General features: G+C 72.2%; 16 protein-coding genes. 12 read left to right on the forward strand and 4 right to left on the reverse strand.

Annotated elements, in window-relative coordinates; all coding sequences use genetic code 11:
• The first annotated feature begins 52 nt into the window (after window positions 1-52).
• From ACXET9_RS04145 to ACXET9_RS04185, 9 genes are all read left to right on the forward strand, one after another.
• Window positions 53-493 carry a universal stress protein gene (locus tag ACXET9_RS04145; RefSeq protein WP_457885102.1) on the forward strand — a complete coding sequence of 147 codons (441 nt, stop codon included), beginning with the start codon at window positions 53-55 and terminating at the stop codon, window positions 491-493.
• A 163-nt stretch (window positions 494-656) separates the two neighbouring features.
• Window positions 657-2,054 (forward strand): RNA polymerase sigma factor, encoded by a 1,398-nt coding sequence (locus ACXET9_RS04150; protein ID WP_457885104.1) that lies wholly within the window; start codon window positions 657-659, stop codon window positions 2,052-2,054.
• Window position 2,055: 1 nt separating this feature from the next.
• Entirely contained in the window at window positions 2,056-2,625 is a 570-nt protein-coding gene (locus tag ACXET9_RS04155) for a GNAT family N-acetyltransferase (RefSeq protein WP_457885106.1), read from the forward strand.
• Window positions 2,626-2,754: 129 nt separating this feature from the next.
• Window positions 2,755-3,597: an HAD family hydrolase gene (locus tag ACXET9_RS04160; protein ID WP_457885108.1), complete on the forward strand. Its 843-nt coding sequence runs from the start codon at window positions 2,755-2,757 to the stop codon at window positions 3,595-3,597.
• Complete coding sequence (locus ACXET9_RS04165) at window positions 3,594-4,466, forward strand: MurR/RpiR family transcriptional regulator (RefSeq protein ID WP_457885110.1); 873 nt, start codon at window positions 3,594-3,596, stop codon at window positions 4,464-4,466. Before ACXET9_RS04160 ends, ACXET9_RS04165 begins: the two co-directional genes overlap by 4 nt.
• Window positions 4,453-5,397 (forward strand): carbohydrate ABC transporter permease, encoded by a 945-nt coding sequence (locus tag ACXET9_RS04170; RefSeq protein ID WP_457885112.1) that lies wholly within the window; start codon window positions 4,453-4,455, stop codon window positions 5,395-5,397. The genes ACXET9_RS04165 and ACXET9_RS04170 overlap by 14 nt, the downstream gene beginning before the upstream one ends.
• A gap of 88 nt (window positions 5,398-5,485) precedes the next feature.
• Window positions 5,486-6,829: an extracellular solute-binding protein gene (locus ACXET9_RS04175; protein WP_457885113.1), complete on the forward strand. Its 1,344-nt coding sequence runs from the start codon at window positions 5,486-5,488 to the stop codon at window positions 6,827-6,829.
• 86 nt (window positions 6,830-6,915) lie between these two features.
• Window positions 6,916-7,854 (forward strand): carbohydrate ABC transporter permease, encoded by a 939-nt coding sequence (locus ACXET9_RS04180; RefSeq protein WP_457885115.1) that lies wholly within the window; start codon window positions 6,916-6,918, stop codon window positions 7,852-7,854.
• Entirely contained in the window at window positions 7,851-9,200 is a 1,350-nt protein-coding gene (locus ACXET9_RS04185; RefSeq protein WP_457885116.1) for an MBL fold metallo-hydrolase, read from the forward strand. The genes ACXET9_RS04180 and ACXET9_RS04185 overlap by 4 nt, the downstream gene beginning before the upstream one ends.
• A gap of 147 nt (window positions 9,201-9,347) precedes the next feature.
• On the opposite strand, the gene ACXET9_RS04190 is transcribed toward ACXET9_RS04185, so the two are convergent.
• Window positions 9,348-9,566, reverse strand: coding sequence for a DUF7455 domain-containing protein (locus ACXET9_RS04190; RefSeq protein WP_457885117.1), 219 nt, complete (start codon window positions 9,564-9,566; stop codon window positions 9,348-9,350).
• A gap of 129 nt (window positions 9,567-9,695) precedes the next feature.
• On the opposite strand from ACXET9_RS04190, the gene ACXET9_RS04195 reads away from it, so the two are divergent.
• The 3 genes from ACXET9_RS04195 to ACXET9_RS04205 are packed head-to-tail and all read left to right on the forward strand — an operon-like array spanning window position 9,696 to window position 13,596.
• Complete coding sequence (locus ACXET9_RS04195; RefSeq protein ID WP_457885119.1) at window positions 9,696-11,831, forward strand: DNA gyrase/topoisomerase IV subunit B; 2,136 nt, start codon at window positions 9,696-9,698, stop codon at window positions 11,829-11,831.
• Window positions 11,828-12,613 carry an imidazole glycerol phosphate synthase subunit HisF gene (gene hisF / locus ACXET9_RS04200; RefSeq protein WP_457885121.1) on the forward strand — a complete coding sequence of 262 codons (786 nt, stop codon included), beginning with the start codon at window positions 11,828-11,830 and terminating at the stop codon, window positions 12,611-12,613. The genes ACXET9_RS04195 and hisF overlap by 4 nt, the downstream gene beginning before the upstream one ends.
• Window positions 12,610-13,596: a metallophosphoesterase gene (locus ACXET9_RS04205; protein ID WP_457885123.1), complete on the forward strand. Its 987-nt coding sequence runs from the start codon at window positions 12,610-12,612 to the stop codon at window positions 13,594-13,596. The genes hisF and ACXET9_RS04205 overlap by 4 nt, the downstream gene beginning before the upstream one ends.
• Before the next feature lie 32 nt (window positions 13,597-13,628).
• Here ACXET9_RS04205 and ACXET9_RS04210 read toward each other — a convergent pair whose 3' ends face one another.
• The 3 genes from ACXET9_RS04210 to ACXET9_RS04220 all read right to left on the reverse strand — a co-directional run bounded on the left by ACXET9_RS04210 (window position 13,629) and on the right by ACXET9_RS04220 (window position 15,432).
• Window positions 13,629-14,012 (reverse strand): hypothetical protein, encoded by a 384-nt coding sequence (locus ACXET9_RS04210; RefSeq protein WP_457885124.1) that lies wholly within the window; start codon window positions 14,010-14,012, stop codon window positions 13,629-13,631.
• Window positions 14,013-14,299: 287 nt separating this feature from the next.
• Entirely contained in the window at window positions 14,300-14,458 is a 159-nt protein-coding gene (locus ACXET9_RS04215) for a hypothetical protein (RefSeq protein ID WP_457885126.1), read from the reverse strand.
• A 113-nt stretch (window positions 14,459-14,571) separates the two neighbouring features.
• Complete coding sequence (locus tag ACXET9_RS04220; protein ID WP_457885127.1) at window positions 14,572-15,432, reverse strand: D-hexose-6-phosphate mutarotase; 861 nt, start codon at window positions 15,430-15,432, stop codon at window positions 14,572-14,574.
• Between the last annotated feature and the right edge of the window lie 31 nt (window positions 15,433-15,463).

Consider the following 15,463-nt stretch of genomic DNA (forward strand, 5'->3'; position numbering starts at 1 on the left):
TCGCCGGGGATGCGTCCCCGGTGCCCGCTTCATCCCCAGGGGGAGCTTCCGCATGACCATCGTGGTGGGCTACTCGCCGTCCGGTCAGGGGAAGGCCGCGCTGCGCGCCGCCGTCCGCGATGCCCGACGCACGCATCAGGACGTCGTGGTCGCGTCGCACCAGTACTTCGACGCCGAGGCCGGGGGCCCCGCCGTCGCCGACGAGGCCGCTGTGCGGGAGGCGCTCGCCGAGCTCGGCGAGGAGGGCCTCGAGGATCTGGACATCACGGTTCGCGACGGCGAGGGTCAGGACATCGGAGACTTCCTCCTCGCACTCGCCGAGGAGCTCTCCGCACGCCTGCTCGTGATCGGCCTGCGCTGGAAGTCGCCCATCGGCAAGCTCAACCTCGGCGCCTCCGCGCGCCGGGTCGTGATGGGAGCCCCCTGCCCGGTGCTGGCGGTCAAGGAGCCGGAGGCGGCGAAGCCCGCCCCGGCCTCCCGCGGGTGGGCCTGACCGCTCATCGCGCCGCGCACCGGCACTGCGCATCAGCACGTCCGTCCCATCGCGCTCCCGGCGCCCGTCCGTCGCGCCGACAGGGGCTGAGTCGGGCTGGGAATAGAACGCTCGGCAGGGCGTTATACTCGACAGGCTTGACGGCACCGTGCCCTCTTGCGCCATGAACCGGTCGACCACCGGTCGACGGCGCACCGCGGACCCGTCAGCCGCGCCGAGACGACCGACCGCCCGAGAGTGCCGGCGCACCACCAGGTGCGCCGCCGGAAGAAGGAACTCTGTGACTCCCGCCAAGACTGCCTCGAAGAGCACTGGGACCGCCCGCGCTGCCTCCACGACGAAGACCGCCGAGGACGCAGGCGTCGACGAGACCGCCGCGACCGAGGAGGCCGCCGCGACCGAGGAGAAGCCCGCGCGCAAGACCGCTGCGAAGAAGAGGGCCGCCTCCACGACGCGGTCCAGGACGACCCGTGCGACCAAGGCGAAGACCGCCTCGGAGAGCGACGACGCCCGGGCCGACGGCGACGACGACTCCGAGGAGGAGACTCCCGCGAAGTCCGCCGCCGACGACAAGGTCGAGGCCTCCGGCGGCTTCGTCTTCAGCGCCGGCGAGGACGACTCCCCGGCGCAGCAGGTCGTCACCGCCGGCGCCACCGCGGACCCGGTCAAGGACTACCTCAAGCAGATCGGCAAGGTGGCGCTGCTGAACGCCGCCCAGGAGGTCGAGCTCGCCGAGCGCATCGAGGCCGGCCTGTTCGCCGAGCAGCTCCTCAAGCGCGACGAGTCGATCGTCAAGACCAAGAAGGGTCGCGAGCTCGCGATCATCGCCGAGGACGGCCGCGCTGCCAAGGATCACCTGCTCGAGGCGAACCTCCGCCTCGTCGTCTCGCTGGCCAAGCGCTACACGGGCCGCGGCATGCTCTTCCTGGATCTCATCCAGGAGGGCAACCTCGGTCTGATCCGCGCCGTGGAGAAGTTCGACTACTCCAAGGGCTACAAGTTCTCGACGTACGCCACCTGGTGGATCCGTCAGGCGATCACCCGCGCCATGGCGGATCAGGCCCGCACCATCCGCATCCCGGTGCACATGGTCGAGGTCATCAACAAGCTCGCCCGCGTGCAGCGGCAGATGCTCCAGGACCTGGGCCGCGAGCCCACCCCGGAGGAGCTGGCCAAGGAGCTCGACATGACCCCCGAGAAGGTCGTCGAGGTCCAGAAGTACGGTCGCGAGCCGATCTCCCTGCACACCCCGCTCGGCGAGGACGGCGACAGCGAGTTCGGCGACCTGATCGAGGACTCGGAGGCCGTCGTCCCGGCCGATGCCGTCAGCTTCACGCTCCTCCAGGAGCAGCTGCACTCGGTGCTGGACACCCTCTCCGAGCGCGAGGCCGGTGTGGTCTCCATGCGCTTCGGCCTCGAGGACGGGCAGCCGAAGACCCTCGACGAGATCGGCAAGGTCTACGGCGTGACCCGCGAGCGCATCCGTCAGATCGAGTCCAAGACGATGAGCAAGCTGCGTCACCCCTCGCGATCCCAGGTGCTGCGCGACTACCTCGACTGAGGTGACGCGCGAACTATCGACGGACGGCGCCGGCACCCCGGGAATGGGGGTCGGCGCCGTCCGTCTGCATCGGGTGGGTCCACAGGACTGGGAATCCCACCGTGACCTGCGGCTGGACATGCTGCGCGCCGACCCAGACGCCTTCTGGGCGCGAGCGGACCAGCTCTCCGCCTGGGATGAGGCGGACTGGAGGCGGGACGCCGCCGGGCCCCGTCGACATATCCAGGTCCGCCGGGGCGGTGCGGTGCTGGGCGGGATCGGCGTGCTGCCCGAGGGATACACCCCGGAGCACCCCCTCCCTGCGGACGCCGTGCATCTCGTCTCCCTCTGGGTGCGGCCCGCCGCTCGCGGCACCGGCCTGTCCGCCCTGCTGCTGCAGGGTGCAACGGAGCTGGCGATGGAGCTCGGGCGTCCGCGCCTGCTCCTCGACGTCGACGCCCGCAACATCCCCGCGCGTCGGCTGTACGAGCGCAGCGGCTTCCGCGCCACGGGGGCGGAGGAAGCGCGCGAGGGGACCGGCAGCCGGTGGATCGAGTACGGCGCCGACGCGCGGAGCATCGCCGGCGCCTGAACGCCGGACCGACCGCGGAGCCGCGTCCGGGATGGACGGCAGGGACGCCCGATGAACGACCGATGAACAGTCGTTCCATGAGCCGTTGAAACTCTGGTCACCTGTTCCAGCCGTGCGTACGGTGGCCATGTGATCAGCACCAGCATCCGGACGGCAGGCCGCCCCGTCGCCGTCCTCGACCTCGACGGAACGGTCGCTCTCGGCGACGGCCCCGCCCGGGCGTATGCAGAAGAGGCCTTCGCGCGCATGGATGCGGCGCAGGGGATGGCCGCCTCCGCCGCCTTCGCCGCCTGGATGGCGGGCGAGACGCAGGACGTCCACGCCGACGCCTACAGCGCCGTCGCCCGGCTCGCCGCCGCACTGCCCGCGCAGGACCTCCAGGAGGCCTACCTCGCCTCCCGTCGTCGCCTCGAGCGGGAATCGCTGGGGGAGAGCACGCCGGCGCGTCTGCGCGACGCGCTCGCGATCATGCGCGGCGCCGACATGGAGATCGTGCTCCTGACCAACTCCCCGGAGGTCGGGATCGGTGCGCTCCTGGGGCGTCTGGGCCTCGAGGACGCCTTCGACCAGGTCGTCGTCGACGCCGGGAAGCCCGCCCGGATCGGCGAGCACATGGCGGTGCTGCTGGGCGAGCAGCCGCCCCATCGGCTCCTCTCGATCGGCGACCACCACGCCAACGACATCGCGCCCGTCATCGCAGCCGGCGGCGTGGGAATGCTCATCACCGGATCCTGGGGGAGGGGCACGGACGCGGAGCATCCCGCGCACGCCTCCGCACCGACCTTCGACGCGCTGCTCCCGGCGATCAGCGACTACTGCGCGGACATCGACGGCGTCGGCACCGCCGCGACGATCGGCTCGCCCGACGTGCGCGGCGCGTTCGACGTGCACGGTGCGTCCGACGTGCGCGGCGCGTCCGACGCACGCGAGGCTGCGGACGAGCGCGACGCTGCAGATGGGGGCATCGCATGAGCACCGGTCCGGCGAACTCCCCGTCCGCCGCCCACGAGGATGCGGTGACGGCGCGCATCGGCGCGCTCCTGCACTCCCTCGGCCCTGCCGAGAAGCAGGTCGCCCAGGCGATCCTCGCGCATGCGGAGCAGATCCCCGACCTGTCCACGCAGGGCCTCGCGGATCTCTCCGGCACCTCCCGCGCGAGCGTCGTGCGCGCCTGCCAGACCTTCGGATACACCGGGTTCCAGCAGCTCCGGATCCTCATGGCCCGCGACAGCACCCTCGCCCGCCCCCACGCCGCGGGCGGGGAGGTGCCGGGGTCCCCGATCCAGGCGATGGGGACGCTCGTCGCGGATCTCGCCGGTGCCGCCTCGCTCCTGGACGCCGCCCAGCTCGAGGCGAGCATCGGGGACCTCGGCGCCGCGCCGAGGATCCTCGTCGCCTCCGGCGGCCTGAGCGCACCGGTCGGAGCCGATGCGGCCGCGCGGCTGCTGCGCCTGGGATGCACGGTGCTGGCGCCCTCGGATCCGCTCGAGGCGGAGATCGCCGCGAGCCTCCTGGGACCGGGCGACGCGTGCCTGGTCATCAGCGCCTCCGGCACCAACGCCGAGGCCGTCCGCACCGCGCGCCGCGCCGCCGCCCGGGGTGCGCAGGTGATCGCACTGGTCGCGGCGCTGGGCACCCCGCTCGAGGAGATCGCGACGCGCACCCATGCCGTCGCCGTCCCTCCGCGGCCCGTCGTCGAGGACCTCGCGATCCCGACCCGTCTCGCCCTGCACCTGCTGGTGGAGGCGCTCGCCGCATCCCTCGCGGTCGGCCTGGGCGAGAGCGGGATCAGCGCCAGCGTCCGCACCCTCGAGGCGGCGAGCGACCATGTCCACGAGTGAGCTGACCGCCCCGGCCCCCGCGGCATCCCCGGCTCCTGCGCGGCGCCGCGTCCCGCGCGCCCTGACCTCCCCGATCGCGTACCTGCTCGTCGCGCCGGCCCTGATCATCTTCGGGATCTGGACGATCTTCCCGACGCTCTACACGTTCCGTCTGTCGCTGTTCGACTGGAACCAGCTGAATCCCGCGATGAGCGAGTTCATCGGCCTGGACAACTACGAGCAGATGATCACCGGCGGGACGATCCCCTCGTTCTGGGAGACCGCCCGGGTCAGCCTCTACTTCGTCCTCGCGAACGTGGTCGTCGGCACGGCCCTCTCCCTGGGCCTCGCCCTCCTGGTGCGGCGCGGCACGCGGGTCATGATCGCCGCCCGGACGAGCTTCTTCCTCGCCTATATTGCTCCTGCCGTCGCGACCGCGCTGATCTGGATGTGGATCTTCAACCCGCGCTTCGGCATCGCCAACGCCCTCCTCGGCGTCGTGGGCCTGGGCCCGATCGACTGGCTGGGCGATCCGCAGTGGGCCATGCCCTCGATCATCATCTACTCCGTCTGGCACGAGGTCGGCTTCCTGGTCCTCGTCTTCCTGGGCGGGCTGCTCACCACGAGCGGCGAGCTGTCGGAGGCCGCGAAGGTCGACGGCGCCGGCCCCCTCCAGGAGTTCCTCCACGTCACCTTCCCGCAGCTGATCCCCTACGTCGCCTTCGTCGTGGTGATCTCCTCGATCTCCTCGCTGCAGGCATTCACCCAGTTCTTCGTCCTCACGGGCGGGGGACCGGGGTACACCACCTCCACCCTCGGGTTCCAGCTCTACCAGCAGGCCTTCGTCCTCGGGAACACCGGGTACGCGGCCGCCCTCGCGGTGGTGCTGTTCCTCATCACCCTGCTGCTGTCCATCGGCCAGCTGCGCCTCTCGGCCCGCCTGGGCCGATGACCTCTGACTGACCCCTGACTGCCCTCCGACCGATCCTCGACGCCCTCCGCGCCGACCGCTCCCTCATCCGTCCCCTCAGGAGGACCCCATGACCGCCATCTCCCGCTCCCAGCGCCTGACCCGTCGGACCGTGCTCGGCGCCGCCTCCGCGGCCGCCGGCGTGCTCGCCCTCGCCGCCTGCGGCAGCTCCTCCGACGACGCCTCGGGCGGCTCCGACTCCGGATCCGGCACCGCCTCCGGGGAGGTCCCCGTCCTCGACGAGGACACGGACGTGACGATCACCTTCATGCACGCCATGTCCTCCGGCACCCAGAAGCCCGCCCTCGAGGCCATCGTCGCGGCCTTCCGGGAGGAGCACCCCAACGTCACCGTCGAGCTGCAGGACCAGCCCGACTACGGCACCCTCCAGACCAAGACCAAGGCGCAGGTCGCCGCCGGGACCGCGCCCACGATCGCGCAGGCCTACGAGAGCTGGGCGGCGGAGTACGCGGACTCGCAGGTGATCGTCCCCCTCGATGCCTATGCGGCGACCAGCGAGGACCTCGCCGGCTTCGCGTCCGGCGTCGTCGAGGACCTCAAGCTGCCCGACGGCCAGACCTGGATGTGGCCCTTCAACAAGTCCGTGGTCGTCGTCTACCGCAACGCCGCCATGGTCCCCGACGCCGCGGCCACCTGGGACGAGTTCGCGACCGCTGCGAAGTCCGCCTCCGCCGACGGGGTCGTCGCCCTGTCCATCGACCCGGGCTCCGCCGCCGGCCCCGCGGGCGGCACCGCGCTGTTCGAGATCCTCGCCGAGGCGATGGGCGGACCGGTCTTCGCGGCCGACGGCACGCCCCAGTTCGACGGTCCCGGCCCCGTCGCCGCCCTCGAGTACCTCGTGGACCTCAAGGATGCCGGCGCCCTCGCGACCGGCACCGGCTACCCGGGCCAGGAGGCGCTGGGTGCGGAGAAGGGCGCCTACGACGTGTCCTCCGTCGCCTCGTACCCCTTCAACCTCGACGCCGTCGGCGGGAAGTTCGAGATGGCGGTGGATCCGCTGCCCGAGGGCTCCGCGGGCACGGCGAACCAGCTCGCCGGCACCAACGTCGTCCTCTTCGCCGCGGCGAGCGATCAGGAGAGGGCCGCCGCCTGGGCGTTCATGACCTTTCTGACCTCGCCTCAGCAGCAGGCCAACTGGGCCGAGGCGACCGGGTACCTGCCCGTCAGCTCCGCCTCCCTCGAGCTCGAGCCGCTGAAGACCGCCGTGTCCGAGCGCCCGTGGATCACCGACGCGCAGGCGCAGCTCGACGTCGCCTCCGCCCTCCCGGCGGTCTCGACCGTGCAGGAGGCCGCCGGTCTGCTCGCCGTCGCGCTCGGCGAAGCGCTGCAGGGCACGACCGCCCCGGCCGATGCGCTCGCGACCGCCCAGCAGCAGGCATCGGGCCTGTCCTGATGCGGTGACGGTCCGGCCGGGCGGGGAGCACCTCGCCCGGCCGGACCGACCTCTCCGATCACTCGTCCCAGGAGCACCGAGGAACCATGAGCGTCCGCACGCGCCGCGCCCCGAGCGCCGTCGTCGCCCCGAGCGTCGTCGGCCCGAGCGCCGCACCCGCCCTGCCGCGCCGCCGTCGAAGGATCCGTCCGGGCGGCATCGCGCTGCAGATCGCCGCGGGTCTGATGGGCCTGCTGTTCGTGCTGCCGCTGCTGTGGACCGTGTTCACCTCGATCTCCGCCGCGCAGGATGTGTACACGATGCCGCCGGTGCTGCGCGGCCCCGCGCAGTGGGGCCATCACGTGAGCGCCGCGATCGACAACTACACGCGGGCCTGGTCCGCCGCCCCCTGGCTGGTCTACTTCCGCAACACGGTGCTGATCGCCGGCAGCGTCGTGGCGCTCACCCTCGCGACCTCCCTGCTGGCAGGGTTCGCGTTCGCCCGCATGCGCTTCCGCGGCCGCGGGCTGCTGTTCCTCGTGGTCATGAGCGTGATGATGGTGCCGCAGACCGTGCTGCTGGTCCCCAACTTCCTGCTCGCCCAGAAGATGGGCCTGTACGACACGTACGCGATCCAGATCCTCCCGTGGGGCGCCTCCGTGTTCGGGATCTTCCTGCTGCGGCAGTTCTTCAAGACCCTGCCCGACGAGATCTTCGAGGCCGCGGAGCTCGACGGCGCCGGCGCCGTGCGGATGCTCGCCCAGGTCGCGGGGCCCCTGGCGATCCCCACCCTGATCTTGGTGGGGCTGAACGCCTTCATGGGGTCCTGGAACGCCTTCATCTGGCCCTACTTCATGACATCGACCGACAGCCTGCGCCCCATCGAGGTGGGCCTGCAGAACTTCCAGGGCGAGAACGGCAACGACTGGACGGGGCTGAGCGCGGCCGTCGTGTTCACGACCCTGCCGGTGATCGCGCTGTTCCTGTTCCTGCAGAAGTACTTCGTGCAGGGCGCGTTCGGCACCGAAGGAGCAGTCCGAGGATGAGCACGACCATCACCGTCCACGGCGGCGTCCGCGTGATCGGGGGGACGAAGATCCTCCTCGAGACGGAGACCGCCCGCGTGCTGCTGGACGTCGGCAGCGACATCGTCGAGGGACCGGATCTGCTGCGCGCCCCCGTGCAGGAGCGCTCGGCGACCGCCGCCGCTGACCGGATCCGGCTGGGCCTCGCCCCGCGGATCCCCGGCCTGTTCGATGCGGACCGGCTCGCAGCGGTCGGACCCGGCGCCGACGAGATCCGCGCGCTCGCCGCCCCGGACCCGCGGGGCCTGACCGTGGTCCTCTCGCATGCCCATATCGACCATGACGGGCTGCTGCCCCTGCTCGCGGCCGAGGTCCGGGTGCTCGCGCATCCGGAGACGATCTCGCTGCATGCGGCCCTCGAGGAGGCGGAGCTGACGCCTCCCGGCACCGCGGCGCGGCTGACCCCTCTGCCCGCAGGGGAGAGCGTGCAGATCGGCGACCTCGAGGTGAGCATCCACCGGGTCGACCACGACATCCTCGGAGCGGTCGGGACGATCGTCCGCGCTCCCGAGGGCGTGCTCGCCTACACCGGGGACATCAACCTCCATCGCGGCGGCGGGGAGCGCACCCGCGCCTTCATCGAGGCGGCCCGCGGAGCGGATGCGCTGGTGTGCGAGACGACCATGCTGAGCTTCGATCCACTTCCCGCAGAGCCCCGCAGCGAGCAGGAGGTCGCCGAGATCGTCGTCGGTGCGCTGACCGCCGTCCCGGGCTCCCTCCACCTGGTCAGCGCCTATGAGCGCGACGTGGAGCGCGCCGCGCTGCTGATCGGCGCGGCGCAGGAGGCCGGACGCACCCTCGTCTGGCCGGGCCGGCATGCCGCGGTCCTCACGGCGATGGGTGTCGAGGGCGTGGCGACCTGGGACGGGAGCAGGCCGCAGAGCGCCGCGCAGGGGAGGGCGGGCGCGCTCGCGCTCTCCCGCGGCGCCTGCTCCGTCGGCCTCGACGCGGTCCTCGCGGCGCCCGGGGGCTTCCTCGTGCAGGCGGATCCCGCGGACATGCCCGCGCTGCTCGATCTCCCGCTGGGGGAGGGCTCGGCGTGGATCCACAGTCAGGGCGAGCCGCTGGGGCCGTTCATGCCGGACTGGCAGCCGTGGCAGGACTGGCTCGCGCACCGGGGCGTCGTCCCGGTCCCGGCCGGGTCCTCCGGCCATGCGGGTCCGGCCGCCCTCGCGGAGATCGTGCGGGGCATCGGACCGGGTCGGGTGATCGCCGTCCACGGCTTCCACCCCGAGCGCCTGCAGATCGAGGGCGTGCCGACGGTGCTGCCCGAACTGGGGGAGGGCGTCCCGCTGCGCGGCGCCTGAGGGGCGCGCCGCGCCCGAGGGCAGGACGCACCCGGGGACGGTGCGAGCCCGGGGACGGTGCGAGCCCGGAGAGGGGACGAGCCCGGCGGACCGTGGTGGCGGTCCGCCGGGCTCGTCCGACGTCGGCTGCGGAGGCCGTCGGGAATGTCAGTCCTCGACCGGCTCCGGCTTGGCGTGCAGGCGCTCGGTCTCGTCGATGACCTCTGCCGCGACGTCGCGCAGGGCGTCGGCGTGAGCGCGCGCGTGGTGGGCGCAGAACAGAAGCTCGCCGCCGACCTGGAGCAGCACCTTGACGTACGCCTGGGCGCCGCAGCGGTCGCAACGGTCCTTCGCAGTCAGCCGGGGGGCTTCGAGAGTGAGGTTCATGGTCCTTTTCTAGCATCCGCTCCGCCCCGGGACGAGGGCTCTGCGCCCTGGTTCGCTGGCGGCGCAACGAACGTGTGAGCGGGGCCCCAATGGCGGGCTCCGTCGGTCCCTGCCCGTAGAATCGCCAGGGTGTCCAGCTCCAGTGAACCTTCGAAGCCCGCCCGCTCGTCCACGGCGTACGACGCCCGCAACCTCCAGGTCCTCGAGGGCCTCGAGGCGGTGCGCAAGCGTCCGGGAATGTACATCGGCTCGACGGACTCCCGGGGACTCATGCACTGCCTCTGGGAGATCCTCGACAACGCCGTCGACGAGGCCCTCGCCGGCCATGGCGAGTCGATCGCCGTCGTCCTGCATCCCGATGCCTCCGTCGAGGTGCGCGACACCGGTCGCGGCGTCCCCGTCGACACCGAGCCGAGGACGGGCCTGACGGGCGTCGAGGTCGTCTACACCAAGCTCCATGCGGGCGGGAAGTTCGGCGGCGGGTCCTATGCCGCCTCGGGCGGCCTGCACGGCGTGGGCGCCTCCGTCGTCAACGCGCTCTCCGCGAGGCTCGACGTCGAGGTCGACCGGGCGGGCAAGACGTATGCGATGAGCTTCCGGCGCGGTCAGGCGGGCGTCTTCGAGGATGGCGAGGAGGGCCCATCGCCCGACGCCCCGTTCACCGCCGCCGACGGACCGGGCGAGCTGCGCATCGTCGGCAAGGCGAAGCGCGGGGTCACGGGCACGCGCGTCCGCTACTGGGCGGACCCGCAGATCTTCATCAAGGGCTCTCATTTTGCGCTGGACGAGCTGCACCGGCGCGCCCGCCAGACGGCGTTCCTGGTGCCGGGGCTCGAGATCGCGGTCACCGATCAGCGGCCCGAGCGCCTGCCCGATCAGCCCGCGACGCGCAGCTACCGCTATGCGGGCGGCATCGGCGAGTTCGTCGAGTACCTCGCCCAGGATCAGAAGATCACCGACGTCATCCGTCTGCAGGGGACCGGCGAGTACACCGAGACGGTCCCCGTGCTCGACGCGCAGGGCCACATGGTCTCCACGGAGGTCGCCCGCTCCTGCGACGTCGACATCGCCCTGCGCTGGGGCTCGGACTACGACACCACCCTGCGCTCCTTCGTGAACATCGTGGCCACGCCCAAGGGCGGCACCCATGTCACCGGCTTCGAGCAGGCGCTGGTCAAGACGCTGCGGAAGCAGGTCGAGAACCAGGCGCGCCGCGTCAAGTTCAACGCGAAGAACGAGAAGATCGAGAAGGACGACACCCTCGCCGGTCTGACCGTCGTGGTGAGCGTGCGCATCGACGAGCCGCAGTTCGAGGGGCAGACCAAGGAGGTCCTCGGCACTCCGGCGATCCGCCAGATCGTCGCGCGGGTTGTGGAGGAGCGGCTGACGGAGTTCCTCACCTCGACGAAGCGGGGCGAGAAGGAGCAGGCCGCGCTCGTCGTCGACAAGGTGGTCTCGGAGATGCGCGCCCGGATCGCCGCGCGCATGCACAAGGAGGTCTCGCGGCGCAAGAACGCGCTGGAGTCCTCGACCATGCCCACCAAGCTCGCGGACTGCCGCACCACCGACGTCGACCGCTCCGAGCTGTTCATCGTCGAGGGCGACAGCGCCCTGGGCACCGCGAAGAACGCCCGCTCCTCGGAGTTCCAGGCGCTGCTGCCGATCCGCGGCAAGATCCTGAACGTCCAGAAGGCGTCGATCACGGACATGCTGAAGAACGCCGAGTGCGCGGCGATCATCCAGGTGCTCGGCGCCGGCTCCGGCCGGACCTTCGACCTCGATGCCGCCCGCTACGGGAAGGTCATCATGATGACCGACGCCGACGTCGACGGCGCGCACATCCGGACCCTGCTGCTGACGCTCTTCCACCGCTACATGCGCCCGCTCGTGGAGGCGGGGCGCGTGTACGCGGCGGTGCCGCCGCTGCATCGGGTGGAGATCATCCACGGCGGGAAGCGGAAGAACGAGCTGGTCTACACGTACTCCGAGGCCGAGCTCCAGAAGCTCCTCGCGAGCCTCGAACGGCGAGGCAAGAAGTACAAGGAGCCGATCCAGCGCTACAAGGGCCTGGGCGAGATGGACGCCGACCAGCTGGCGGACACCACCATGGACCCGCACCATCGCACGCTGCGGCGAGTGCGGATCGAGGACGCCGAGGCGGCCAGCGCGATGTTCGAGCTCCTCATGGGCTCCGAGGTCGCTCCCCGCAAGCAGTTCATCATCGAAGGAGCCGAAGAGCTCGACCGAGAGAGGATCGACGCATGACCGTCGCAGCCCGAGTCATCCCCTGCCTGGACGTCGACGCCGGACGCGTCGTCAAGGGCGTGAACTTCCAGAACCTGCGCGATGCCGGGGACCCTGTCGAGCTCGCCGCCCGGTACGGGCAGGAGGGGGCCGACGAGCTCACCTTCCTCGACGTCACCGCGTCCTCCGGCGGTCGCGACACCATGATCGAGGTGGTCCGTCGGACCGCCGAGCAGATCTTCATCCCGCTGACCGTCGGCGGCGGCGTCCGCTCCGTCGAGGACGTGGACCAGCTGCTGCGGGCCGGCGCCGACAAGTGCGGCGTGAACACGGCCGCGATCAGCCGTCCCGAGGTGATCGGCGAGATCTCCCGCCGCTTCGGCAATCAGGTGCTGGTGCTGTCGATCGACGCCCGACGCGTCACCGACGAGACGCCCGAGGGCACCGCGCGCAGCGGCTCCGGGTTCGAGGTGACCACCCACGGCGGACGTCGCGGCACCGGGATCGACGCGATCGCGTGGATCCGCGAGGTGACCGAGCGCGGCGCCGGCGAGATCCTGCTGAACTCGATGGACGCCGACGGCACCAAGGACGGCTTCGATCTCGAGCTGATCCGCCTGGCGCGGCAGGCGACGAGCCTGCCGCTGATCGCCTCCGGCGGTGCGGGACGGGTCGAGCACTTCCCGCCCGCCGTGCACGCCGGCGCCGACGCGGTCCTCGCCGCGAGCGTCTTCCACTTCCAGGAGATGACGATCGGCGAGGCGAAGGCCGCGATGGCGGCCGACGGCATCTCCGTGCGGTGAGCGCGCCCCTGTCGGTCGCGGCGCGGCGCCCCGAGGCGGGAGGCTCCCGGCGTCGGCGGCTCGCCTCGTCGGCGCTGGTCGTCGCCCTGGTGCTGCTGCTCGGCGCGGGCTGGCTCCTGTGGGACAACCGCCGCCTCGTCGTGACCGAGTACGAGATCGCCGTCGCCTCGGCCCCGGAGGCCGGGGGCCTGCGCATCGCGCAGGTCTCCGACCTGCACGCCGCGGATCATGGATCGTTCCAGGACGATCTCGTCGACGCTATCACCGCGAGCGACCCGGACCTCATCGCGCTGACCGGCGACCTCGTCGATGTCCGCACCGCCGACATCGCCCCCGTGCTCGACCTCGTCGGACGGCTCAGCGCGATCGCGCCCGCCTACTTCGTGCTCGGCAACCATGAAGCCGACTCCGTGCTCCGGGACGAGCTGCTGGAAGGGCTCGAGGACGCAGGCGTCATCGTCCTGCGGGACGAGGCGACGACGCTCGAGATCCAGGGCCGCGAGGTCACCGTCGTCGGCCTCGACGATCCCCGCGTCGCCGCCCGCGAGGGCCGCGAGCGCGAGGACCCGGCGACGGTGCTCGACCGCATCCTCCCCGCGGAGACGGCATCCGACGGGGCCGATGGCTCCGACGAGGCCGACGGATCGGGCCGGGACGGTCGGGCGACCGAGCCCCGCCCGGGTCCTGTCGTGCTGCTCGCCCACCGTCCCGAGCTCCTGGACAGCTACGCCGACGCCGATGCCGGCGTGGACGTGGTGCTGTCCGGGCATGCGCACGGCGGACAGGTGCGTCTCCCGCTGATCGGTCCGCTCGTCGCCCCGCACCAGGGCTGGTTCCCCGAGCTCACCGAGGGAGTCCACCGCCGCGGCGACATGTCGATGGTGATCAGCCGAGGGCTCGGCAACAGCATCATCGGCGTCCGGGTGGGCAACCCCCGTGAGCTCGTGATCGTCGACCTCACGCCGGATGCCGTGCGGATCTGACCGCAGCGACGCGGCGAGGCCGATGACGGCGATCAGCGCAGCATGCCGACGCCGGAGAACAGCAGGGTGTGCTGGTGGCGCTCCTGCTCCTGGGCGCGAACCCGTTCGATGGAGCGCTCGCGGAGCACCGTGCGGGCGATCCGCGAGGAGCGCCGGCGCAGGAGGAACCGGGCGGCGCGTACGACGGAGCGATCGGGCTCGGGGGCCCCGTCGCTCGTCAGGAGCGCGTCGACGGTGCGGCGCAGCTCCAGCAGGTCGGCGCGGAGCGCCGGGTCGACCTGCGACGCCGGGATGATCGGCGCCGCAGCGGTGGGCAGGTCGCGGGCGACGACGGGCGCGTCCGCGAGATCGAAGCGCACCGCGCTGGTCGGCGCCTCGAGATCGGTGAGGGGAGTGAGGACGGTCGTGGGGGTCATGAGCTTCTCCTGGAGGGATCCGGTGCTCCGAGCGTGCTCCGCGGAGAGGACCGTTGCTGTCCTCGAAACGGAGCCCGCGGGACGGAGCGCGCGGAAGCGGGGGATGCGGGGAGGGGAGGGGACGCCCGACCCGATCGCAGACGCGCCGGGGTGCTGACGGGCATGTCGGCGGGCATGCTGACGCCCGGGCGCGTCGGAGCGTGCCGGACTGTGTCGGGGTGCGGGCGGTGGGGGCCCGCCGGCGGTCGAGGGCCCGCGCCGCGGCGGGTGGGCTCGCGGCCGGCGGATCAGCGGGCGCGGAGGGCGGTGACGTCGGCGTCGCGTCGGACTCCGCCGGACGCATCGCGCACGGCGGCACGGCCGTGACCTCGGCGGAGAGCCGAGGCCGAGCCGATGCGGGGCGCCGGGCGGGCGGGCATCGGGATGAGGGGCGTCGTGGTCTCCATAGGAGGATTCGATCAGGTGCGCGGGCGCCGGGCAAGCGAATAAACGCCGCTCCCCGCCGACGATCCGAGGAGCGCGGGCGGGGAGCGGCGGGGTGTCGCGGGGTGCGGAGAGGTCAGGCCTCGATGCGGTAGGTGACGCCGAGCGTGTGCGTCTCGCCGGCGGCGAGGGCGACGAAGCGGTCCTTGTTCACGGCGGGTTCGACGCAGACGAACTGCGGCCAGGCGTCGTCGGGGATGTCGGCCATGCCGGCGGCGAGCTCGGCCCAGGGGTTCCACACCACGGTCGTGGCGGAGCCGCGGGGCGTCGAGACGATCGTGCGGCCGGCGTCGACGACGCGGATCTCGCCGTCGGTCGCGAAGATGCGGTCCGTCGAGCCGGTCAGGCGCAGCGCGCCCTCGGGCTGGAGATCCTCGACGAGACCGCGGGTGTTGTCGAGATAGGAGGCGCCGCCGACGCCCTCGATCGCGATCTCCCGCACGTCGGAGACGGCCAGGTAGGTGTGGAGGGCGGCCTCGAGCTCGAGGGCGGCGCCCCCGGCGGTGATCGCGAGGTCCAGCGACAGCTCGCGGCCGATGCGGACGCTCAGACGGGCGGTGAGGTCGTCGTGGCCGTCGGGCGTGACCAGCTCGAGGACCGCTGCGTCGGCCTCGACGACGGCGGAGACGAGCTCCCAGCGGACGTTGCGGAGCCAGCCGTGCTTGACCTCCTGGTCGCCGCCGCGTCCGGGACCGAACCAGGGCCCGACGAGCGGGATGCCGCCGCGGATCGCGGCCCCGGCGCCGAAGGCGGAGGCGGGGCTCAGCCACAGCACCTCGGAGCCGCCGGCGGGGACCCAGCTGCTCACGTGGGCGCCGTCGAGATGGATGACGGCGGAGGCCGCGGGGATGTCGACGACGACGGCGTCGGCACCATGGTCGACGGCGAGCACCACGCCGGACGGGAGGGAGGGGGAGGAAGCATCGGGAGACGTCATGGGAGCCATCTTCCCACCGCGCCCGGCCGGT

Source organism: Brachybacterium netajii (SeqCode) (assembly GCF_054114245.1).

Bases quoted from the DNA above. Each gene is read 5' to 3' on its own strand.
- ACXET9_RS04175 (WP_457885113.1), top strand. From the start codon at position 5,486: ATGACCGCCATCTCCCGCTCCCAGCGCCTGACCCGTCGGACCGTGCTC.
- ACXET9_RS04210 (WP_457885124.1), bottom strand. From the start codon at position 14,012: ATGACCCCCACGACCGTCCTCACTCCCCTCACCGATCTCGAGGCGCCG.
- ACXET9_RS04145 (WP_457885102.1), top strand. From the start codon at position 53: ATGACCATCGTGGTGGGCTACTCGCCGTCCGGTCAGGGGAAGGCCGCG.
- ACXET9_RS04185 (WP_457885116.1), top strand. From the start codon at position 7,851: ATGAGCACGACCATCACCGTCCACGGCGGCGTCCGCGTGATCGGGGGG.
- hisF (WP_457885121.1), top strand. From the start codon at position 11,828: ATGACCGTCGCAGCCCGAGTCATCCCCTGCCTGGACGTCGACGCCGGA.
- ACXET9_RS04170 (WP_457885112.1), top strand. From the start codon at position 4,453: ATGTCCACGAGTGAGCTGACCGCCCCGGCCCCCGCGGCATCCCCGGCT.
- ACXET9_RS04150 (WP_457885104.1), top strand. From the start codon at position 657: ATGAACCGGTCGACCACCGGTCGACGGCGCACCGCGGACCCGTCAGCC.
- ACXET9_RS04180 (WP_457885115.1), top strand. From the start codon at position 6,916: ATGAGCGTCCGCACGCGCCGCGCCCCGAGCGCCGTCGTCGCCCCGAGC.
- ACXET9_RS04220 (WP_457885127.1), bottom strand. From the start codon at position 15,432: ATGACGTCTCCCGATGCTTCCTCCCCCTCCCTCCCGTCCGGCGTGGTG.
- ACXET9_RS04165 (WP_457885110.1), top strand. From the start codon at position 3,594: ATGAGCACCGGTCCGGCGAACTCCCCGTCCGCCGCCCACGAGGATGCG.
- ACXET9_RS04190 (WP_457885117.1), bottom strand. From the start codon at position 9,566: ATGAACCTCACTCTCGAAGCCCCCCGGCTGACTGCGAAGGACCGTTGC.
- ACXET9_RS04215 (WP_457885126.1), bottom strand. From the start codon at position 14,458: ATGGAGACCACGACGCCCCTCATCCCGATGCCCGCCCGCCCGGCGCCC.